Origin of the sequence: Paenibacillus sp. OT2-17, from assembly GCF_009827695.1 — a bacterium.
In the GTDB taxonomy this organism is placed as follows: domain Bacteria; phylum Bacillota; class Bacilli; order Paenibacillales; family Paenibacillaceae; genus Paenibacillus; species Paenibacillus polymyxa_B.
This window is the reverse complement of record NZ_WUDQ01000035.1, coordinates 1-21359: the sequence shown is the minus strand read 5'-3', so window position 1 is coordinate 21359 and position 21359 is coordinate 1. Positions and strand designations below refer to the sequence as shown.

Below are 21359 nucleotides of genomic sequence, written 5' to 3'. Positions count from 1 at the left end.
AAATATTCTTTGCCAAACATCAACGTCGCGTGCTCATATACACCCATCTCATGAACGTGCTTCTCTTCTATCAAGGCAAGCTTGTTATATTCACAGGCGACAGTAGTTTGAAAGCTGGCAATCAAACGAACAACCTCAATGTCGTCAAGATATTTATAGAAGAAAAGCTTACTCAAATACTCATAATTAAAAGGGGAAAAAGTACATGGTGTTTTTAACCATTCTATAAATTCACTCTTCCCTTTTTCCGTAATACCATATGATTTTTTGAATCTGCCTTCCTCTACCACTTCTTCATACTTGATAAGCTCCCCCTTTTCCATTTTTTTCAGCATTGGATATATGCTTCCGAAGCTGGCATCAATAAAGTTGGAAGTGCTTATCGTCATCTTCTGCTTGATTTCATATCCTGTCATATCCTTTTCGCAGAGGAACCCAAGTATTACATAAATCAACATAAAATCTATTCCTTCTTTCCTGGCATAGTGAATTATCCTTCTGAAATCAAAGGGAACTTATCTCTGTTTACATGTAGCTAATTTATATATAATCGATATATATCGTTTCGATATATAGAATGTAAAGGTTGACAATCGATTTGTCAATAGCGCTTGCTAAAACAAAGAATGAAAGTACTGCATTTTCAATATAAACAAAAAAATCTAAAAGGATGTTATCCCTTTAGATTTCTCAAAGTAAACTGCAATTTTTTAACATCTCTTCAGAAAAGTTTTGTACAAAGTTATTTTCTTTCTGTGCTTACAACAGGTGTAGGGATGGGTTTCGTAACTGCAACACGTTTGCTGAGGAGCGGCCTCACTTGTTTAAAGGTCAAAAAGGTTTTCGTATTTTCATCCCAAAGTCGGAACTTCAAAGATTGCAGACTGCTACTTACTGTGATCGTGGTCGCCTTTTGAAGTAACGGTGTCGCTTCATGTGCTTTTTCCAAATTATAATTTGGCACTTTTGGGCTCAAGTGATGAACGTGATGAAATCCGATATTGCCTGTAATCCATTGCAATACTTTAGGAAGCTTGTAGTAAGAACTGCCTTCTACGGCCGCATTAATATAGCTCCACTCTTCATCGTGCTCAAAATACGAATCCTCAAATTGGTGTTGTACATAGAACAGCCAGATTCCCAACATACCAGATACAAAAAAGATAGGTGCCTGTACCAGAAGGAAGGCCTGCCATCCAATAGCCCATGACAACAGTGCATACAAGGCAACGATGGATATATTCGTCACATAGGTGTTCATTTTTTCCTTGCGTTTGGCTGTCTTGATATTAAACCGATAGGAAATCAAAAAAGTATAGATCGGACCTAGTCCAAACATAACCCAAGGATTTCGATATATGCGATAGGCCAGCCGTGTCCATGTGGAAGCCTCTGTGTACTCTTCTACCGTAAGCACCCACATGTCACCTGTGCCTCTTTTATCCAGATTACTGCTGGTTGCATGGTGGATTGCGTGACTATTTTTCCATTGGTGATAAGGGCAGAGCGTAATAATACCTGTAATCGTTCCCACAATGTCGTTCAGCTTGCGGCTTTTGAAGAAGGATTGATGACCACAATCATGAAAAATAATAAATGTCCGTACCACAAACCCCGATGCAACAATGGCAATTGGAAGTGTCAGCCAGTACGAAACCGACAGACTAAGATAAGCAGCATACCACAATAGGATCAGTGGACCCAAGGTATTGATGAGTTGCAGAACGCTGGATTTTGTGTTTATTTTCTCGTAGGGAGCCATATTTTTTTTCAATTGGGCTAATGGGAGTTGTGTCATACTCATTATGATCCTCCTTTAAAATGACGCCTATACCTTGATCCTGTTAGGCGTACATGTTGATCTAATCTCAGTATAAGGTAAAGCCTCTAGGCGCTGTAGTCATAAACGTCAGCTCGGGTATATGACATTTGTCATATAGACAAGTAACACAACCCGTTTTCCAAATGTTCGCGGGTTTCTTTTCTGATGATTATTTGTTAAAATATAAGGTATAATAACGCTGTATGTGACTGGCGAAGTCAGTGGAATGAACCACGAGGGAGCATACAAAAAAAGCGTACCGTTCGCCTGGGAGAAGTATTTGCAGAGGATTCGTCTGTCTTGACGACCTTGTGCAAATACTTTTTTTCGTTTTAAGACCATGACACCCTGTTGATAAATCATGCGATAAATTCAGAGGAGGCACGGACTATGGCTATAATCATGAAATCCAAAGAAGCAGCTGAGCAAGTATATGCAACGATCCGTTCACAGGTAGAAAAAATGAAGCAGCAAGGACACCGTCCCCATCTGGCGACCCTATTGGTAGAAGGCGATCCGGCATCTGCATACTATGCACGGACCAAGCAAAAAATAGCGGAGAAGCTGGGCATCTCATTTCATCTCCATACTTTTGACCGTCATGTTAGCGAAGCCGAGCTACTGCACCTGATCGGCAGTCTGAACGATGCATCCCATGTACATGGCATTATGCTGGAACTGCCGCTTCCCCAACATCTTTCTGCCTCCGTTATTAAACAATCCATCGCCCCCTACAAGGATATTGATGGAATAACACCTGATAACAAGCTGGCTACCGTAACAGGTGACGCCGGACTATATCCCGCAACACCTCAAGCCTGTATCGAGCTGCTCAAGCATTACGGTCACACCTTGGCAGGCAAAAATGTCACGCTCGTGGGCATCGGGCAGACAGTGGGACTTCCCCTTTTCCACATGTTGCAAAGAGAAAATGCCACCGTTACCGCCTGTCATGCAGGTACGCGTGATATTGCAGAGCATCTGAGCCATGCAGACATTGCCTTCGTCGCAGTCGGATGCCCTGATGTGATTACGCAGGATATGGTCCATCCTGGTCTGATTCTCGTGGATGCAGGAATTAACGAGACGCTGGAAGGAAAAATCGTGGGTGACGCTGCTTCAAACGTGGGTGAAAAGGTACATGCCATTTCTCCGGTTCCCGGCGGTGTTGGCACCTTAACGACTGCGATTTTGTACAAAAATCTGCTCAAAGCGATACATCTGCAACACTACTCCAGAGAGGTGGTCTATTCATGAGTGAACTGTCGTGGAACAATTCCATCGGACATTTTCTGAAAGAGGCTGCAAGTGCAGCGCCTACCCCCGGCGGAGGAAGTGTATCCGCACTAGCTGCGGCACTAGGCGCGGCTATGACCTCCATGACCGCCAACCTTTCACAAGGAGAAAAATATGCGCACATCCATGAAAAAATCACGGACGTCATTAGCAGCATGGGAAGATTGTCTACACATTGTGAGGAACTAATGGTCGCAGACATCCAATCCTTTGAACAGTACATGACCGCGCTGCGTTTGCCCAAGGAAACAGACGAAGAAAAGCGCTATCGTACCCATTCCTTACAGACAGCGGTGATCGCTGCCATTGAGGTACCCATGCGCCTGCTGGAAGTATGCCGGGACGGATTATCGCAAGCCTATAACATTGTGGAAATGTCCAATAAAAATGTGATTTCGGATCTTGGCATCGGCGCGATCCTGTTCGAAGCAGCAGCTCAATCTGCCCTGCTTACCGTCGACATTAACCTTGCTTCGCTGAAAGACTTGGATGTCAAATACTCCTATGAGACCAAGACAGCCGCACTCATCCGTGAAATCGGACAAATCAAAGAACAAACCTTGTTGATGGTACGCAGTCGAATAGCGAATTAGTCTGCTCATAACCGTGTTTAACCTGTTCTAAAACATTTCTTCAAAAAAATAACTGATTGGATACAAAAAGAAGATACTATTGAAATTACAACGAAATAGTAAATAAAAACCAGTCCAAACATGATTCATGTTGGACTGGTTTTTTATGCTATATACTGCGTGTATTATGCGATCTCTTAGTCGTTTTGGGCAATTCATTACAACGCAGAATCTCACACCTATTGTTTAACTTTATTCTCTTTTTCTCTTTCGACCAGCATATCTACGATCATATCAATTTGTCCAGTAATAGCGATTGGATCATAGCGATAATACGTATCAAAATCGTTAAAGAACACTCTATTGTTCTTCACCGCAGGAAGATTCCCCCACACAGCGGACGATTTCAGTTGCTTGAGTGCGTCACCCTTTTTCTCCGGGTCATACGTAGTCAGGAACATATAATCTGCGTCATACTGTGGCAATACCTCCATCGAAAGCTGCACCGTTTGTTCCTTGGAGTTAGCTGTTTTCTTTGGCATATTCAGTTTAAGCGCATTGTACACGGCTTGTCCGCCCCGCCCCGCATTGTCGCCAAAGATCCAAAGTGCGTGCTTGTCCGTCAGCTCATACAGACCGAAAGTTGCCTTTTCGTCAATCACGCCTTTAAGACGTGCGCGACCTTCAGCGGCCTTTTTATCAAATGCAGCAATAAATTGCTCAGCCTTCTCCTTTTCCCCGGTGATATCTCCGAACAGCTTGACCGTATCATAGATATTAGTCGTCGTACCGTACGGAATGTATAGGGTAGGTGCGATTTTAGACAAAGCCTCATAATTCGTATCCTTCATAACCACGATCAGATCGGGTTTGAGTTCCAGCGTCTTTTCCAAATTGGTCGGATCACCCACCTCTTTGGTTCCTTTTTCCTTCAGCAAATCGGTCAGAAAAGGATTTTGAAACGCAGTCGGCTCCACACCCACCACGTTAGCACCCACGGACAGCAATTCTCCACCGTAAAAATCCGTTACAATGCGCTGTGGCTTCGCAGGAATTTGAATATCCCCTTTAACCGTTTTAAAGCTTCTAGTCTCTCCAGTAGAAGCCGACTCTTGCTTATCTCCTGAAGATGAAGCCGGATTACTTCCATTATTATTTCCGCCGCAAGCGCTGATGAATACAGACAATACAAGTAACATAGCTGTTATCATAAAATACGATTTTCTTTTCAACTGATTAGCCCCCTATATATTGTGAAGATGATCTTCCCGATACACATGATAATGATTATCAATATCGTAAGAAATATATCAAGCGTCGTCCTTACTGTCAACTGAAAAACGAACTTTGCATCATTTCACTTTAAAAATGAAAAGACCTGCCAAAATGATGGCCAGGTCTTCTTTGTGGAGCCGTCTCAAAACCTACACATTGGGGCTAGGTTGCTGAAGGCTGCTTTCTGGTGATCGCTGTTTTGTTTTATATTCTTCTCCCCAATCCTTCATCAGGTTAATAATCGGGATCAGCGTTTTTCCAAATTCAGTTAGAGAGTATTCGACCTTGGGAGGAACCTGTTGGTAGACTTCACGGTGAACGACTCCGTCCTCTTCCAGCTCGCGCAATTGGAGTGTCAGCATACGCTGGGTAATTCCCGGACAGATCCGCCGAAAATCACTAAATCGCTTAGTCCCATACATGAGATGATATAAAATAATCCCTTTCCATTTGCCCCCAATCACGTCCAGCGTGTACTCAACAGGACACGCCTGATCATTTCCAGCGGTACATTCCCCAAAGCCGCCTTTCCGATTGCGCATAGGCTTTTCTCCTCCTTGGTATCATTTTATATACTACAGCACATTAATGTGCGTACTTCAAAAACGATCATGTATATTCTAATATTAAGCATGTTACTTGGTAAGCGTCAATTTTAATCACATCCATAAGGAGTGGAATAACGATGGAAACCTTAACTACTACTAAAGATCAAATCTTATCTGCATACGAGTTCAGACATGCAACGAAGGAATTTGATAGCCATAAGAAAATTAGCGATTCTGACTTCGACTTTATTCTTGAAACAGGCCGTTTATCCCCGAGTTCGTTTGGCTTTGAACCCTGGAAATTTGTTGTCGTTCAGAGTAACGCTATGCGTGAGAAGCTGCTGCCTTACTCTTGGGGGGCCCAAAAACAACTGCCAACAGCCAGCCATTTTGTACTCATCCTCTCTAGACTTCCTGAAGATATGGTAGCCTCATCCGATTATATCAAGAGTATGATGGAGAACGTGCAGCAATTACCAGCTGAAGTGATTCAAGGCAGAGAGAAAGTGTATGATGCCTTTCTAAAGTCAGATTTTGGGCTGGAGGAAAATAAAAGAGCCTTGTTCGAGTGGGGCTGCCGACAAACCTACATCGCACTGGGCAACATGATGACTGCCGCAGCTCAAATCGGCATTGATTCCTGCCCTATCGAAGGTTTTAATAAACAGGAAATCGAACGCATCCTCTCCGAGGAAGGCATTATGGATGCCGAGCATTTCGGTATTTCTTGTATGGTGGCATTTGGATACCGTCTCAACGAACCGCGTGGCAAAACTCGGCGATCTGTAGATCAGGTTATTGAATGGGTGTAAAACCTTTTCTCTAAAACAAAGGGGCGTCCCACAACCATTTCCATGGCTGTTGGGACACCCCCTTTTCATAAAACCTCAAGTCTTAAAAATTCTGTCATTCCAAACCCTTACTGATAAGTTACTTCTTCCGCGAAATAGATTTCCTTTAAACGATCCTTTACGCGCTGAATTTCATCTGCTGTTAACGGAGCTGTAGGATGCAGCTTAAAGTTCCTTCCAGTGACATAGCTTACATCTGTGTTCTTACCCAGATTGTAGGCCATCTTCGGAACCGGATTTCGGGTATAGTCAGTAAAGTCAATAATGGACCATGCCGCATCTCCATCCTCCTTGGATAAAATAATCCGCTGTGAGGCGTTTTCAGTCCACAAGTAACGCAGATTGGCTGGTGAATTATTGGAGTCCATAACTGCCTTAAAACCTGAGCCTCTAAACATGAGTGAAAACTCCGTATGATCATTACTCAATCCAGCTATCGATTCATAAATCTGTTTCAGCCCGTCCACGCCCACAATCTCAACCTCACGGTCAACAGGGAAGTGCTTCACAAAGTTTTCCCATATTTGAGACATGTTATGGTTTTTGGCAAGCCAGTTGACATCCAAAATAATGGACATGTAATTTACTGTATTCAAACGTTGATACGGGTTATCTAAATATTGCTGTGCTATATACAGTTGTGGTGCCGCATCCGTTTCCGTCACATATGGATCACCTGGATGGAGAGTCCAGCGTGAAGAATCTTTGGTATAACGCGACCCGATGGGATCAATCGTAATCGAGTTCATAAATACGATACCGCTATTATTTGTAAGCCCCTGTGCCGGAACAATCGGATTATCCTTATGGGACCAGTAAGGCATCAAAGGTGAACCCTCACCATACATGTTGTTCACATTATACTGTGTAGCCGACCATCCCATCGCTGAGGTAATCTTAAAATGATCCTTAAGCCATTGGGCCTGCTCAGGATTCACCGTAAAGCCGGTCAATGATTTAGGCAGATACTTCCGATATTGGTCTGTATCCATACTTTCAAACACCGAAGGTGATCCCAACGAACCAGATTGGTGCAGCTCATTGAGGGCATTATAACGATACATATACAACCACTCGTTCATCTGTGCTTCCCATTCAGGAAGATCAAACAGATTATTCGGATACCCATCCAAAATCCCGACTTCATCGCCATACTGATCCACGTATTCCAAAACCTTTTTAAGCTGCGGACGATTTGATTCCACAAAAATAAATCTATTTTCCATGGCCCACGTCACTTTTAAGTTGGTACCAAAGTGATCCATCAGCAATTGACGCGACTGCTCAATTTGCTCTACCGTGGTCGTACTGCCCGCATCTTTTCCCTGTAGCATCATGGAGATAGCAAAATATTGCTTTTTGCGTGCTCCTGGTACTACAGTTAACTCGGCATCGGATATGAAGTGAATTCCCTGAGAGGGTGATTCAACCTCAATCTTGAATGGAATGACAGAGTTCAATGCAGGAATCAGATGCAGGTTGGCAATATGTCCATCCTCGTCAAATATCCCTCTGGAATCCTCTATACGAAGCTTCAAGTCTGACGGCAATAGACCGGACGGTATGACCTCTCCCTTTGCATTTTGAAATACATAGGGCATGCTCCAGGCTGTAGGGTCTAGAGTAGTGGCCTGTGAAATGGTGTACGTCGCCAAGTATACGGACCTGATTACAGTCGGGTCCTCTACCGGAGGAGTCTTCCCTCTCACGATCAGCTTGGTCTGTGCTTTAAGTACCCGATAAGGTTTAGCAATGGTGACTTCCATCTCTACAGGAATATAACCATCAGCAGCAGGTATATTTTCGGAATGCGCAATTTTCCCATGTTCATCAAATACACCTAATGTATCACTAAATGTGTAGGTGACACTTGTGACGCTAACAGCGGGAATGCTTACCAAGTGCCCTTTATTGTAGAGATCAAAGGACAGCTGATACGAAGGATACGTTTCCGGTTGATTGACCAACTCGGGCGCCTTGATTACTACCTCATCCACCACGAAATCCGACGAATGATCCGGTGGTTCTGACGGAGTCACTGGCGGTATGATTGGTGGTATCACTGGCGGTGTCACTGGTGGTATCACCGGTGGTTTGGGATTAGGTTCTGGTCGTATAATTGGCGGTTCCGGCTTCGGCTCTGTTGGTGTTACCGGAGATACCGGTGGATCGGGTCTTGGACTATGGCTTTTAGGCTCTTCGATCTCCGGATTCGCACGCTGGTGACTGATTTCCGGCGCCAGGTCGACCACGATCTTCCTCGATTCCGTTGGACTGGCTGGCTGATTCGTCATTGCAGTTCCATTTCCTAATGATTCCAGCAAACGCTTAGCACGTTCTCTCAGACCGTCACCGCCTAGCCATATCCGATATGCTACCAGTGTAGCATCCTGCCGTCTCACAGACTCTTTGGGATGGAAATAATGATTCGTATCCCCCTCGATCAGCTCCAACCGTTCCATCAGCCATACGCTCGTTTGTGCATAGTCTGATATATCAGCCTGATCCACAAAACTAGATCTATCGGAAGCGCGGGTATCTTCAGAAACGCCGAAATACCTGGCATACCACACCGCCATATCCTGACGGGTCATATTATGCTTTGCACCGAATAACTGATCACTAATTCCTTTGGTAATGTTCTCTGCTTGCAAGGTCTGCACATAGGGTAGAGCCCACGGTGACACATCACTAAAAGAAGCAACGCTTTTGTTAACCGAAGTTCGTTTTAAGGTTTTAACGAAAATGCTCGCCCATTCCTGCCTCGAAATAAAATGCACAGGTCGAAAACTACCATCCTGATAACCCGTAACATACCCTTGAGCAGCCATGGCTTCAATTGCATCAGCTGCGTAGGAATGTTCGATATCGTTAAAGACCCTGTCTGCAAAAACAGGCACAGTATGTATACAGAACAACCAAACAGCCAGTAAAGCAGCGATGTACTGCCTAATTTGTTTTAACTTTTTTTCACATTTCATATTATTTGGATCCTTGCACCTCCTTTACGATATAGCATCAGGTCACTTCCACCTGCACTTCTGTTTCAACTCTGAAAATTATCTCTTTTGTTTTCAAACGGATTTCATTTCAATTAACACCAAACTGTATATACTTGAATTATCGGAATAATATCCCTAGGATTGAATAAAGACAGCAAAAAAAGTAGTTATAGATTACGGTTCCATCCGTAAAATTGTCATTATTTTAAAGGCATATATCCCGATCTTTTAAAATGGTTTTCATTGGGAATTAAATTTCCAGCATTTTTTCATTACTAAATTTTCTAATGCGAGCATCACAATAAAAAAGATAACATCATGTATAAAGCACCATACACAATGTTATCTCTTCTTTTGTTTTATTGGCTATCTCCATCAGCTGTTGATTCTTTGTTGCCAGCACCCTTAAAAACATAATAATAACCTTCTGAAATCCCATCTTGCGGATAAGCTGCAGGATCTTCGCTGGTTACTTGACCTACAAGCTCCCGATTCTTAAACGTGTGAGGACCTTCCTCTATTAGCGCCTCAGCAGACATCCCACTGATAAGTCTTACGGTACTGGACCAGAATGTAACTAAATATATATCGTTAGCATTAAATTGAAAGCGTCCTTCACTGGGTGTCCCCTCATAAAACAGCTCAGACAAAGAAGCCGCTTCTGACCCTCTCATAAAAATTTGAATATCACTAGTTCCATTCCATCTATGAGGAATTCCGCCTCTGGGATTGATATACTCTACAACCTCAGGCTCTTGATCGCGAAGAAAATCAGTAACTGTAAATTTGTACACCTCATCCGTTATACTCTCGGTTACAACTCCAGTTGTTTTCCCTGTTTTATAGCCACTGAAATCTCCATACACATTTGGGGTTTGACTTAAAGCTGCAAAAAACCTTTCCTGATCCATATATTCGACTCTTCCAGGTACCGCAGTCAATCTATATGTCTTGACCTCAGTGCCCTTGTACTTATCCCAAGTATATTCTGTAGCTGCATAAGATACTCCACTGTTCCAGCTCACAGATGCCACCATGAGAATACCTATCATCAATAATAATGGCCATTTTTTCAACACCATACCCTCAACCTCTTTCTCAAAGTACACTCAAATCATTAATAGCATTATAGCTTTTCAATAGTTCTATTAACAGTTAAATATTAGAAAAAAGTGTGGATGATTTTTGTCACCTATGAGCTACAAAATTTCCTTGAACAACTGGCAGCCCCTGTCCACTTTACTTTATGATGGATGGGTAGCAGAACATAATAAAGGCATTATGGAGAGAGAATACTGGGGTCTATAACGGCTTTATTCCAAGCTAGGATTTTCGGAAATTTATACGTATTGGTATATTAGTTAGTAAAGAGACTCCCAATTTTATTGTTTTTATGAATATTTTCCGTTCCGGCTTCCAACGCAGTTTTGTAATATGAGCATTTATGTTCAATTACTTCCATTGTTTTTTTAAGTTCTTCCATTTGTACTTCTACAGTAGCTTTTCGTTCCATAAACATGTCATATCTTTGTTGTAGTGTGGAATCCCCACCAGAACACCAATCAATAAAATTTTTAATTTCTTTGATCGGCATCCCGGTGGATTTTAGACATTCAATTATTGTTAAAGCGTCGATATCGGATTCTTTAAATAATCTTGTTCCGCTAGATGTCCGTTCTACAAAAGGCATAAGTCCTTCCTTATCGTAGTAACGTAAGGTATATGCTGTAAGATTCAATTCTTTTGCAACTTCGCTGATAGAATATGTCTTCATCATGTATCTCCTATTTTTAATGACATAGACTTCGAGTTAACTCTAGGGTGTAAGGGGAATTCTATCAAGTTATTTGTTGAATGTCAAAGTCCCCTTATAGGAAAAGTAGAATCAGATGCTATCTAACGAAATATAATTAGCTGTAATGAACCTGAACCTGTACGAGCAGAAATTCCCAAAAGGAATATAAACTTGCGCTTGACTTAGAGTTAACTATAAGGATTAACATTGATTTGCAAGAGAAAAAGTATAAATGGAAATGAATGAAGGGTAACTTCAACCGACTTCAGCTAGTTTTCAATTTATACCGATATAACTGCATTCTCTTGAAAAATACAAATAATAGGAGGCTATTTATGATAACTGCTAAAGCACGCGCTGTCGATGGCCCAGACAAACCGTTTCGATCGGCTGAAATTAAACGACGGGATCTTGATTCATACGATGTTCTGATTGAAATTAAATATGCCGGAATATGCCATTCTGACATCCACACTGCTCACGGTGAATGGGGACCAGTGAACTACCCTCTCGTACCTGGACATGAAATTGCAGGGATTGTCACGGAGGTAGGATCTAAGGTTACAAAGTACAGAGTTGGTGACCGGGTAGGGGTTGGCTGTATGGTCGATTCCTGTGGAGAATGTGAGAACTGTCGTAAAGGAGAGGAACAATACTGCCTTAAAGGAAATGTCCCTACCTATGCTGGTGTTGACAAATACGGCGAGCCTACACAAGGCGGATATTCTACCCACATTGTCGTAACTGAGGATTTTGTAGTGAAAATTCCAGATAACATTGAGCTAGACGTGGCTGCTCCATTACTTTGTGCAGGTATTACGACTTATTCACCGTTGAACCGCTGGGGTGCTGGTCCAGATAAGAAAGTGGCCGTTGTGGGAATGGGAGGCCTTGGCCATATGGCTATCAAGATTGCACATGCTATGGGTGCTGAGGTAACCGTTCTATCACAAACATTAAAGAAAAAAGATGATGGCTTGCAATTTGGTGCGGATCACTATTATGCTACAAGCGAACCAGAAACATTTGAAAAACTTGCTGGGCACTTTGATTTGATTATTAACACGGTAAGTGCTGCCATCGATATGGATGCTTATTTTGCACTACTCAATCTAGATGGAACTTTGGTGAATGTCGGTGCCCCTGGGGAGCCGTTGTCACTAAATGTGATGTCCCTTATCGGACATCGCCGTTCATTTGCTGGTTCAATGATAGGAGGCATCCGTGAGACACAGGAAATGTTGGATTTTTGTGCAAAACACAATATTGTTCCTAAAATTGAAGTGATATCGGCCGACCAGATTGACGAAGCCTACAAACGAGTGTTAGCTTCTGATGTGAAGTATAGATTCGTGATTGACATTAGCACAATGTAAGCTATGTAAATCATAAGTTGTACAAGTGATTTTAATTTTGAAGGTGTCCCCAAAGTATTACTTGGGACACCTTCACTTTATTCTGTGTACCATCTTATCGTCCATTTCCTCTTTTTTGTATTTATTTGTAATTCAAAGATTCTACCCTTAGAATATAATACATTAGGAATAAATAGGAAGGGGGAACTTATCTATGTTCAAGAAAATGGATATTTACAGAATCCTCACTTTAATATTTGCTGTAGTTGTTATGATCTCTTCCTCTTTATCACTCGCATACCCAGACACCTATAGGGACTCATACAAAATCGCGCAATTTTTTCTAGGGTTTATATTTTTATTTTCTGGAATTACAGAGTTTAAGGCTAACCGTAAGAGTATTGCAATTATCAACTTCTCAGTTTCCCTTCTCACTTTTTTTGTCTCTATATTTACACTTGTAGTGCGAACAGGATAACCACACGGTTCTATACCTCAGTAACAACCCTTCCATAGCTCCTCCCTCGTCATGTAAAAGAAAAGCCGAGCGAACTCAGGATCATCTGAATTGCGCTCGGCAAATGTTACGTATTTAGCAATCTTTTAGTTTTCCTCTAATTCTTCAATTCTCTGCCGCTTTCCTATGCCAAAGACAAAATATCCAACAATGACGATCGCCATGAATGATGCCCCGACAATCAACGACAAGCGTGTGTCTGGATTAAACCACATTCCAACGATCACAAGCAACAAAAAGATAATGGTAATGTAATTACTGATCGGAAAAAAACGAGATTTAAAGGTGTGATCCTTCATTTCGTCTTTCCACTTTTTCCTGAATTTAAATTGACTGATGGCTAATGCAAACCACGGTACCATGCCTGGAAGAACACTGGCGCTGTAAATATACAGAAACAGTTTGGAATCAGGCATTAAATAGTTAAATAACACCCCTACCAGCAGCAAGGAAATGGTCGTTATTATACTATTTCTAGGGACGCCGCTTGGAGAAACTTTCCCGAAAAACTTGGGAGCTTGTCCGTTCTTAGCCAACGTGTATAACATTCTTCCCGCACTGTAAATACCACTGTTACAACCAGACATCGCAGCTGTAAGTACAACAAAGTTAATGATACCCGCAGCAGCCACAATTCCTACCTTGGCAAAAGTCAGAACAAATGGACTACCGATCTCGCCTATTTGGTTCCAAGGATAAATCGTAACAATGACAAAGATTGCACCCACGTAGAAAATCAGAATACGCCAGATGATGTTTTTAATGGCTTTTCGCAGTGTCGTTTTTGGATTTTCAGCTTCACCTGCCGTAATACCCACCATTTCTATCCCTTGGTAAGCCGCTGTTACAATACAGAGTGCAAACAGAAACCCTTTCAAACCACCTGCAAAGAAGCCGCCATGGCTGTACAGATTGGATAGACCTATCGGTTGTCCACCGTTACCGAGTCCAAAGAAGATCATCCCCGTACCAACTACTAACATGAAGATAATGGCGACAATTTTAATCATCGCAAACCAAAACTCAAATTCCCCATAAAATTTCACAGCCGCCAAATTGGCCAATGCAATAATAATTACACCTGCCAAAGCCGGCAACCATTGCGGGATATCTGGGAACCAGTAGCCCACATATACCCCAATCGCAGTAACTTCCGCCATCCCTACGGTAACCCATAAAAACCAATAGCTCCAGGCGGTCAAGAAACCGGCTAAAGGGCTGATATATTTATGAGCAAATGTAGCGAATGAGCCTGTCACCGGTTCAAGAATCAGCATTTCCCCCATGATCCGCATGACAAAAAACATAATAATCCCAGCTAAGAGATAAGCCAGCAGCACTGAGGGACCTGCCCATTTTATCGTACTTGCCGATCCCATAAACAAACCGACGCCAATCGTACCTCCAAGCGCAATCAACTCAACGTGCCGTGGCTTTAGCCCTCTCGTTAATTGTTTCGATTCCAAAAGAACGCTCCCCTTCGTATATGTTCATCATCAAACGCTAATGATCCGGAAAACTGTCCCCAAACATTATTAACTTTTCAGACTGACGTGGTCGTGAGTGAACGACAACAAAGTAGTTCCACGATTCGTAAATATACCAGAAAACCACGTCCTATTTACCGTCCAAACCTTACTGTTTCTAAGACCGAGTCCGTAGCATTAGATGCATTGTATGACAAAAAACGCCTAAATACAACTGCTAATTAGCAGACATTTTTATGCATGAAATGGAAAGGAAGGCTATTCATATTTTCTGAACAATGGTCAATTTAATGTAATGCATTAGAGTGCTAAACAAACATATTTCTTCAATGATAAATATCACGATATTAAGTCTATTTGAAATCCGAGATGAAGATATAACTGGTCAATGGATTGATGCAAGTGGCGGATCTCATCTATAAAATTGAAGGGTTCAAAGCCTAGCTAAAGATCAGGCTTTTGAACCCGCTTATTCAATGATGAATGAATATGTATTTATTTGAGATTTTTTATAAAATTTTTCTGATCCTTGGTAAACATATAGCCACGTCGTTCATAGAACCTGTGAGCCTGTATCCGACTTGGGTGAGATAATAGTTTGATCCCAGAAAATCCATGGGACTTTCCCCACTGTTCAAGACGCTCAATCAACATGCTACCTACACCTTGATTTCTATACTTTTCTTTAACAACAAATCCTAGTACATTTACCAAAGATTCAGAAAAAAGTAATTCATATGGGCTTCCATGAATATATCCTAACACCTCGTTATTTTCTTCATAAACAAAGATCATATCTTTTGATTCCTTTGTAATCAATTCAATCTTCTCTTTTACTTTTTCTTCAGGAAATAGATATAGATTGGGGTTAAAATCTTGGTTCAACAAATAAATATCATGATAATCAGATACCCTAATTTCCCTAACATTTTTTTCTTTCACTTTTGAAATACCCCCTATTTTCATCATACGATGCTTTATGTCTAAACTCATTAATCCTCACAATCTTGACCGTTAAAACAATTCAGCATCCCAATAAATGCTTCAAGTTTGGAATCCTCCCATGTTGAAATACGTTGATAAAACTCTTTTTCTTTTTCTTTTAAAGCTTCCAAGGCTTTTCCACGACCATTAGCTGTCAGGGATATCAACACACCCCGGCGATCCTCAGGGTGAGTTTCACTTTTTACATATTCCAATTGCTTAAGCTGAGTAACAAGACGGCTGACAGAGCTTCGATCCATAGCGGTGGATTCTGCCAAAAATGTAGCGCTTACCGGGCCGTATGAAAGAAGACAGCGTACGATCAGAAAAGCCGCAGGTTGTAATGATGGATCGAAAAGTGCCGCAGTTCTTACATTGAGTGCATGTGACGCGCTTATAAGTGCATTAAGTTGTTCACCAAGATTCAGTTCTAATTGCTCTCTTGTAGAATTTGGATGTTGATTTTTATTATCCATATGTCTCCACCTTATTCAAATTAGTACGAATATATTTGACATATATCAATCAAAATACATATACTTGATATATGTCAATCATATTTTCAACTTTGGTAAGTGTCAAGCAGAAGATCTACAGTATAAAGCATCCACAACCGTAAAGCGTGGACATGAATAAGAATGTAATTAGATCGAGAATTTGGAGGATGATTTATATGTCGACATACCCGATTATTGTAATCACTGGTGCTACTAACGGTCTTGGACAATGGGTAGCAATTGAATTAGCCCAACGCGGAGCACATCTAGTCTTAACAGCCAGAAATGAAAAGCGTGCTGAAACGACTAGAAATATTCTGAGAGACTTGGCGCCAAGTACAAAGGTAGACTTTTTTTTCGGGGACCTGTCTCTTATGAAAGATGTCAAACGTATTGGGGATGAAATTAAAGCTAATTATCCAAAGATTGATGTATTAGTGAACAATGCTGGATTACATGGATTTGAACAGCGAATAACCTCAGAGGGTTTGGCAGAAATGATAGCCGTAAACTATCTTGCCCCGTGGCTGTTAACGCATACACTACTCAATTCACTCATGGAATCCACAAATGCTAGGATCGTCAATGTAGCTTCTGAAGCGTCACGCAACCATGGTGAATTAAAATTACCGGAGGATTTAATAGATACATCTGCATTTACCGCAAGAGGTTCATCTAAGATATACGGAAAGACTAAACTTCTTAATATCATGTTTACAGAAGAACTTGGACGTCAATTGGATGGAACCGGAATCGTAGTTAACGCACTTAATCCAGGCTTTAACGTTACCGGCCTTGGCCGTGAGTTAGGATTTTCTTCGGTACTTGCAAAAATATTGAACGCTTTGCATATCGGAGACCCACGGAGAGGAGCAGAAATTATTATTCGTTTAGCAACAGAATCCCAATATCAAGAAGTGACAGGCGGGTATTTTAATGTTGGTACTGGTAAGCTGATTGTGCCGGCATATCCTGGTGGGGATATCAAGATGCAACGCCTACTTTGGAGTACTACAACCGAATTATTACGGCAAAAAGGCGTTATGGAATGAAATAGAATCTAAAATCGAACAATGTCCCCCAACGAATGGTTCATTTTGTAAACTAAATCTCTCTTTTAACCGATAAATACATATGTTGGTTCTGTACTTAAATATCTCCTCCCATCTTTACATATTCAAGTACAAACGTGTATTTTTCTAAAAGGGGGCTTTCTATGAACTATCTAGACGAGCATATACTTAGCCTCAAAGCTAAAATGGTGGATCAGAAGACAGCTAATAACGATAATGTGAAATCCATCCAAGCTCAAACCCAGAAATCGGAACTGGACGGTTCCATGTTTGAAGAAACAAAGCTACTTCATGTTGAAAATGATTATCTCACGTTGGAGCCCATTACAATACTACACGGAGAGATTGGTTTCTACATCCCCAAGTCCTTCACTCCTATGCCAATGGAGCAAGCTATAATCAAATATCCTTCAGAGCATCGACCAAAGGTCATTTATACCTCATCTGAGGAGACCATCAATATCACTTTTAATCCTACAGATACCGCTCTGGAAGCGGAAGAACTGCCTGATTTTGTAGAGCAAATGGCGGATATTTTACGGTCTGTACAACCGATTCGCAACTGGTTAGGTACCGAAATGGTCACCAACTGTTCTGGACTTTCAGTTGGGCAGATTCGTTTTGTGGCGGCGGGGATCGACGGTAATCTATACAACGAAATGCTGCTCTTCATCCACAATGGACGAGTTGTCATAGGTTCCTTTAGCTGTCTGGAGGCAGATCTTGAAGTCTGGTTACCTGTAGCAGAATACTGGGCTCAATCCCTTTCTGTCCTTCCACCCCCTGCCTATTGTACAAATGAGAAAGGAATGACTACACCATGAGTCTGGGATACGATCAAATTCAAATTCACCCTTATGAACAAATTGATCTGGAGGAGCTTACCTTAACGAAAAAAATTAACGAGCATACTCGGCTTTATTTTACAGGTATTATCCCCGAAGACTTGCAAGACAGTTATGTGGAAACGACAGAAAAAAATACCATCATTGAAGTCAGTCAACAAGATGAATCTGGCGCAAGCAAACCGCTATTTAGTGGGATTGCCCTCTCGGTCGAGGTAAAAGTCGTGCGAGGTGTGTACTATCTGGAGGTGGAAGCTATTTCCCATACTTACCGGATGGACATGAAGCAGCGTACTCGTTCTTTTCAGTATACGAAAATGACGATTCCTCAAATGCTGGAGCACATAGGTAAGGACTATGAAGGACTGGATGTGATCGACGGGGCTACCAGCGGAGAAGCCATCGGACGGCTTGCCATTCAGTATCAGGAGACAGACTGGGCGTTTTTAAGACGCATAGCCTCTCGTTATCATACGAGTCTGATGCCTGTAGCCCGTTTTGATAGTCCCAAATTTTATTTTGGTATTGAGGACAGCCCTGCACAGGCGATACTGGATCATACCCGTTATACCGTACGTAAGCAATTGCTTCCTTTTCGTTATTTTCAGGAGAATGAGCAAACCAAGCTGAGTGAACACGATTTTATTTTTTATGAGGTAGAAACGGATGAGGTACTCGACTTGGGCGCTCAGTTGAATTTTCAGGGGCATAACCTATATGTGATGGAAGCCTACACCGCCATGAGTCAGGGACTGCTGCGGCATCAGTATGTGTTGGGTTCTTACCAAGGATTTCGGCAAAAAAGCTACTACCAGGATAAGCTGGCAGGAGCCTCATTAAGCGGTATTGTGCTGGACGTACGTCAGGATCAGGTGCGCATTCATCTGGATTGTGATGAACAACAGGACACAAACCAAGCACACTGGTTCAACTATTCTACTGTGTACAGTGGCGGTGGCCATACCGGCTGGTATGTCATGCCAGAAAAAGGCGATTCAGTTTCCCTCTATTTCCCCGGTAGTCGGGAAGAAGACGGCGTTGCAGGTAGTGCCGTGAGAAGGGCAGATCGCAAGAGTACGCATAACCATTTTTCCAATCCGCAAATGAAAATATGGCGTACCCCGCATGGCAAGGAAATTCGACTGGGACCGGATGAACTGGTCGTTACAGGTAAGGACGGCGCTATTTATATCAAACTGGACGATAAAGAAGGCATTCATATTGCGAGCAGCAAACAGGTGAATATTACGGCGGGAGGCAATCTCAGCCTGTCTGCGGGGAAGACGATGAGTCTGTCCGCAGGTAGTCAGCTCCGTATGGATTGTAATGGTAGTCATATTGAATTAAGCGGATCGGCGGATATGAAAGGCAGCGAAGTGAAGTCGAATTAAGGATGATTAGACATGGAAAAGCAAACAGATGTGTTAGATCAACAACAAACGGCTCTTCATCAGGCTTGGTCTTTCATTCGCAAAGAATGGGCGTTGAAATGTAAATCAACACAAACACAAAGATTACAGCATATAGTAGAACATTTTCGCGCCTTTTGTGAGCTGGTTCGGCAAAAACAACTCACAGGTCGTAAAGGTCATATCGGTTACATCACCTACTCTATGCTGCGCACCACATGGCTTGAACAGAAGCCCGTTTATCTTGTTGAAGCTACGGATGCCTTATGGATGCTTGATGCTGAGCCCGTTCAGTTGGAGTACGATGCAAGTTGGATTTTTCTCTATTGGACTCAATTACGTGAACAACTTGGGGCTGAAACTTTGAAGCAACAAGTCTCCCTTTCCGAACTTGAATTGGAACAGATCATGCTGGAAGCAGCGGGATATCTTCATACGATGATCGTTAGTCTAGTTCGTCAGGCTATGAAGCAAGCAGTCCACCTACCAGAGTTTGAGGCGTTGGATCGTGAAGAAGCTTTTGAGATTCGCGTCGGAGAGTATATGGATCATAGTGTCTCCGTGTATCGGGAAGATCGAAGACCCGTGGATGCAAACATAATAAAGTCTTGGCTGGAGGAAAAAGAAGAATCGGCCTACAGCTACCAAGCACTGTCTCAAGTTCAACTGTCGGATGGAAATTACAGTTCCTTGGATTTTCGCTATACAGTCTTTCGCCAGATCGGGATGCAACAAAGTCAATTGCATCACTGTATCCTCGTAGGCACGGTATGGCAAGAAGCTCAGCTAGATGGAACCGACCTTTCGCACAGCCTGCTTCATGGAGCCGATTTCAGTGGCTGTTCCCTGCAAGAGGCTGTACTGGACGAAGTGATAAGCAATAGCGAATATGGATCGGATGCTTGGCTGGATTGGGAACCGTTAGGATTGGATGGAGTGAATTTTACAAGAGCTAATTTACAGGGAGCTAGTTTTCAACATGCACAGCTTCAAGGAGCTACTTTCCAAGATGCCGCGCTGCAAAGAGCTTTATTTAACAGCGCGGATCTAACAGGTGCCTGCTTTGTAGGAGCCGATGTTACTGACGCTTCGTTTATAGGTGCATGTTTAGTAAACGCTAATTTTACAGGAGCAAAACTACACCGGGTAAGCTTTACAGATGACCAACTAAGTGAAGCCATTGGCCTTGCTGCTATAGAAGCGCCCCTGGCTACACAGATAACAGATGCAGTGAGTAAAGGGGAGTGGATGTCATGAGGTATTACCGACTCATGGTGGACGAGCGCGTAAAGCATCGGGTGGAGACTGCGCCCCTGTCTCCCTTGCAGGTGGAGGATATCCTTTCGGGTCATACCCTTCAGGCGGAGGACACTCCCCTGTTTTTAGCAGTACATACAGATCCACGAACCGTATATCCGGATTTTCTGGAGTTCCCTTTGCCACTGGTTTCAGACTCCATGAAAGCCCTGTTGGAAAAATATATGCCGGAGCTGGAATGGAAGGCCGCTATACTTACCGATTTTCAGAAAGCCAGGCAGGATGTGTACTGGATACTGCGTCCACCTGTGGTGGATTGTCTTTCCTCACAAACCGAGTGGTATCCCGACCACACCTTGAAGCAGCTGGTACTTAAACACGGGAAAATCGAATCCTCTATATTTCGGATTGCCGGCTTGTTGGAAGCACATATCTATATCAATCTCGCGGTAGCGGAAAGTCTGCTGCGTCGTCCATTTACAGGTGTTCGTGTGCAAAAAGTGGAGATGGCCACAAAGGAGGAATAATCCGTATGGAAGAAGCAATTGTGCAGCCTGGAACAGGTGCGAAAAAAAGCTATGTCGTGGCAGGTGCGATTTTAAGCTGTAGTTACGGTACACAGCCCACGCGTTTGAAGCGCCCTTTTAGCCATGGGGTGTTTGTCAAAAATAAAGCTCAGATGAATATTGGAGATTATGTGCCCGGAGTGAACATAAAATCTTTTGGGAATTGCTCCAGTCCGCTGAATCCGGCTGTGCAAGCCAGTGAGATGGT

The 21359-nt window shown here is 42.5% G+C and carries 21 protein-coding genes and 1 riboswitch; of the genes, 11 read left to right on the top strand and 10 right to left on the bottom strand.

From position 1 onward, the window contains the following. Nucleotides 1-416, bottom strand: a 416-nt coding sequence (locus GRP75_RS08670; RefSeq protein ID WP_237448966.1) for a PadR family transcriptional regulator, incomplete at its 3' end; no start/stop codon positions are given. Nucleotides 417-742: 326 nt separating this feature from the next. Then, nucleotides 743-1804 (bottom strand): Delta(5) desaturase DesA, encoded by a 1062-nt coding sequence (gene desA, locus GRP75_RS08665; protein ID WP_023987126.1) that lies wholly within the window; start codon nt 1802-1804, stop codon nt 743-745. Between the two features lie 213 nt (nt 1805-2017). Next, nucleotides 2018-2102, top strand: a riboswitch (ZMP/ZTP riboswitch). Between the two features lie 110 nt (nt 2103-2212). Between desA and GRP75_RS08660 the strand changes: the two genes are divergently transcribed. After that, nucleotides 2213-3079: a bifunctional 5,10-methylenetetrahydrofolate dehydrogenase/5,10-methenyltetrahydrofolate cyclohydrolase gene (locus tag GRP75_RS08660; RefSeq protein WP_023987125.1), complete on the top strand. Its 867-nt coding sequence runs from the start codon at nt 2213-2215 to the stop codon at nt 3077-3079. Then, nucleotides 3076-3711 (top strand): cyclodeaminase/cyclohydrolase family protein, encoded by a 636-nt coding sequence (locus tag GRP75_RS08655; protein ID WP_075153780.1) that lies wholly within the window; start codon nt 3076-3078, stop codon nt 3709-3711. Before GRP75_RS08660 ends, GRP75_RS08655 begins: the two co-directional genes overlap by 4 nt. 218 nt (nt 3712-3929) lie before the next feature. On the opposite strand, the gene GRP75_RS08650 is transcribed toward GRP75_RS08655, so the two are convergent. Continuing rightward, nucleotides 3930-4922: an ABC transporter substrate-binding protein gene (locus tag GRP75_RS08650; protein WP_023987123.1), complete on the bottom strand. Its 993-nt coding sequence runs from the start codon at nt 4920-4922 to the stop codon at nt 3930-3932. Nucleotides 4923-5114: 192 nt separating this feature from the next. Next, nucleotides 5115-5507, bottom strand: a complete 393-nt coding sequence (locus GRP75_RS08645; RefSeq protein WP_023987122.1) for a winged helix-turn-helix transcriptional regulator — start codon at nt 5505-5507, stop codon at nt 5115-5117. Nucleotides 5508-5650: 143 nt separating this feature from the next. On the opposite strand from GRP75_RS08645, the gene GRP75_RS08640 reads away from it, so the two are divergent. Continuing rightward, nucleotides 5651-6325, top strand: coding sequence for an NAD(P)H-dependent oxidoreductase (locus tag GRP75_RS08640; protein ID WP_023987121.1), 675 nt, complete (start codon nt 5651-5653; stop codon nt 6323-6325). A 107-nt stretch (nt 6326-6432) separates the two neighbouring features. Here the strand turns inward: GRP75_RS08640 and GRP75_RS08635 are convergent, their stop codons facing one another. The 3 genes from GRP75_RS08635 to GRP75_RS08625 all read right to left on the bottom strand — a co-directional run bounded on the left by GRP75_RS08635 (nt 6433) and on the right by GRP75_RS08625 (nt 11140). Next, complete coding sequence (locus tag GRP75_RS08635) at nt 6433-9345, bottom strand: S-layer homology domain-containing protein (RefSeq protein ID WP_160789106.1); 2913 nt, start codon at nt 9343-9345, stop codon at nt 6433-6435. A 380-nt stretch (nt 9346-9725) separates the two neighbouring features. Next, the gene (locus GRP75_RS08630) at nt 9726-10448 is read right to left on the bottom strand and encodes a hypothetical protein (RefSeq protein ID WP_160789105.1); all 723 of its coding nucleotides are present in this window, start codon (nt 10446-10448) and stop codon (nt 9726-9728) included. A 275-nt stretch (nt 10449-10723) separates the two neighbouring features. Further along, nucleotides 10724-11140 (bottom strand): MerR family transcriptional regulator, encoded by a 417-nt coding sequence (locus GRP75_RS08625; protein ID WP_028542028.1) that lies wholly within the window; start codon nt 11138-11140, stop codon nt 10724-10726. Nucleotides 11141-11496: 356 nt separating this feature from the next. Here GRP75_RS08625 and GRP75_RS08620 point away from each other — a divergent pair, with 356 nt between their 5' ends. Together GRP75_RS08620 and GRP75_RS08615 are read left to right on the top strand one after the other, a co-directional pair. Further along, on the top strand, nt 11497-12537 hold the full coding sequence (locus tag GRP75_RS08620) for an NAD(P)-dependent alcohol dehydrogenase (protein ID WP_023987116.1): 1041 nt from the start codon (nt 11497-11499) through the stop codon (nt 12535-12537). Nucleotides 12538-12730: 193 nt separating this feature from the next. Beyond that, the gene (locus GRP75_RS08615; protein ID WP_049828455.1) at nt 12731-12994 is read left to right on the top strand and encodes a DUF3953 domain-containing protein; all 264 of its coding nucleotides are present in this window, start codon (nt 12731-12733) and stop codon (nt 12992-12994) included. 125 nt (nt 12995-13119) lie between these two features. Here GRP75_RS08615 and GRP75_RS08610 read toward each other — a convergent pair whose 3' ends face one another. The 3 genes from GRP75_RS08610 to GRP75_RS08600 form a co-directional block, all read right to left on the bottom strand. Beyond that, nucleotides 13120-14499: an amino acid permease gene (locus GRP75_RS08610; RefSeq protein WP_053324682.1), complete on the bottom strand. Its 1380-nt coding sequence runs from the start codon at nt 14497-14499 to the stop codon at nt 13120-13122. Nucleotides 14500-15015: 516 nt separating this feature from the next. Next, entirely contained in the window at nt 15016-15462 is a 447-nt protein-coding gene (locus GRP75_RS08605) for a GNAT family N-acetyltransferase (RefSeq protein WP_028542025.1), read from the bottom strand. A 50-nt stretch (nt 15463-15512) separates the two neighbouring features. Beyond that, nucleotides 15513-15980: a MarR family winged helix-turn-helix transcriptional regulator gene (locus GRP75_RS08600; protein WP_068938566.1), complete on the bottom strand. Its 468-nt coding sequence runs from the start codon at nt 15978-15980 to the stop codon at nt 15513-15515. A gap of 197 nt (nt 15981-16177) precedes the next feature. Between GRP75_RS08600 and GRP75_RS08595 the strand changes: the two genes are divergently transcribed. The 6 genes from GRP75_RS08595 to GRP75_RS08570 form a co-directional block, all read left to right on the top strand. Further along, nucleotides 16178-17053 carry an SDR family NAD(P)-dependent oxidoreductase gene (locus tag GRP75_RS08595; protein WP_068938565.1) on the top strand — a complete coding sequence of 292 codons (876 nt, stop codon included), beginning with the start codon at nt 16178-16180 and terminating at the stop codon, nt 17051-17053. Nucleotides 17054-17217: 164 nt separating this feature from the next. Then, nucleotides 17218-17898, top strand: coding sequence for a hypothetical protein (locus tag GRP75_RS08590; protein WP_068938564.1), 681 nt, complete (start codon nt 17218-17220; stop codon nt 17896-17898). Beyond that, nucleotides 17895-19310, top strand: coding sequence for a phage baseplate assembly protein V (locus tag GRP75_RS08585; RefSeq protein ID WP_023987109.1), 1416 nt, complete (start codon nt 17895-17897; stop codon nt 19308-19310). Before GRP75_RS08590 ends, GRP75_RS08585 begins: the two co-directional genes overlap by 4 nt. Before the next feature lie 12 nt (nt 19311-19322). Beyond that, entirely contained in the window at nt 19323-20585 is a 1263-nt protein-coding gene (locus tag GRP75_RS08580; RefSeq protein WP_160789104.1) for a pentapeptide repeat-containing protein, read from the top strand. Beyond that, nucleotides 20582-21112: a hypothetical protein gene (locus tag GRP75_RS08575; RefSeq protein WP_023987107.1), complete on the top strand. Its 531-nt coding sequence runs from the start codon at nt 20582-20584 to the stop codon at nt 21110-21112. Before GRP75_RS08580 ends, GRP75_RS08575 begins: the two co-directional genes overlap by 4 nt. A 5-nt stretch (nt 21113-21117) precedes the next feature. Then, nucleotides 21118-21359 (top strand): DUF4280 domain-containing protein (locus tag GRP75_RS08570; protein WP_160789103.1); only part of this gene is annotated, 242 nt, incomplete at its 3' end.

Bases quoted from the DNA above. Each gene is read 5' to 3' on its own strand.
- GRP75_RS08585 (WP_023987109.1), top strand. From the start codon at position 17,895: ATGAGTCTGGGATACGATCAAATTCAAATTCACCCTTATGAACAAATT.
- GRP75_RS08630 (WP_160789105.1), bottom strand. From the start codon at position 10,448: ATGGTGTTGAAAAAATGGCCATTATTATTGATGATAGGTATTCTCATG.
- GRP75_RS08590 (WP_068938564.1), top strand. From the start codon at position 17,218: ATGAACTATCTAGACGAGCATATACTTAGCCTCAAAGCTAAAATGGTG.
- GRP75_RS08635 (WP_160789106.1), bottom strand. From the start codon at position 9,345: ATGAAATGTGAAAAAAAGTTAAAACAAATTAGGCAGTACATCGCTGCT.
- GRP75_RS08615 (WP_049828455.1), top strand. From the start codon at position 12,731: ATGTTCAAGAAAATGGATATTTACAGAATCCTCACTTTAATATTTGCT.
- GRP75_RS08660 (WP_023987125.1), top strand. From the start codon at position 2,213: ATGGCTATAATCATGAAATCCAAAGAAGCAGCTGAGCAAGTATATGCA.
- GRP75_RS08575 (WP_023987107.1), top strand. From the start codon at position 20,582: ATGAGGTATTACCGACTCATGGTGGACGAGCGCGTAAAGCATCGGGTG.
- desA (WP_023987126.1), bottom strand. From the start codon at position 1,804: ATGAGTATGACACAACTCCCATTAGCCCAATTGAAAAAAAATATGGCT.
- GRP75_RS08645 (WP_023987122.1), bottom strand. From the start codon at position 5,507: ATGCGCAATCGGAAAGGCGGCTTTGGGGAATGTACCGCTGGAAATGAT.
- GRP75_RS08595 (WP_068938565.1), top strand. From the start codon at position 16,178: ATGTCGACATACCCGATTATTGTAATCACTGGTGCTACTAACGGTCTT.
- GRP75_RS08620 (WP_023987116.1), top strand. From the start codon at position 11,497: ATGATAACTGCTAAAGCACGCGCTGTCGATGGCCCAGACAAACCGTTT.
- GRP75_RS08580 (WP_160789104.1), top strand. From the start codon at position 19,323: ATGGAAAAGCAAACAGATGTGTTAGATCAACAACAAACGGCTCTTCAT.
- GRP75_RS08625 (WP_028542028.1), bottom strand. From the start codon at position 11,140: ATGAAGACATATTCTATCAGCGAAGTTGCAAAAGAATTGAATCTTACA.
- GRP75_RS08600 (WP_068938566.1), bottom strand. From the start codon at position 15,980: ATGGATAATAAAAATCAACATCCAAATTCTACAAGAGAGCAATTAGAA.
- GRP75_RS08655 (WP_075153780.1), top strand. From the start codon at position 3,076: ATGAGTGAACTGTCGTGGAACAATTCCATCGGACATTTTCTGAAAGAG.
- GRP75_RS08640 (WP_023987121.1), top strand. From the start codon at position 5,651: ATGGAAACCTTAACTACTACTAAAGATCAAATCTTATCTGCATACGAG.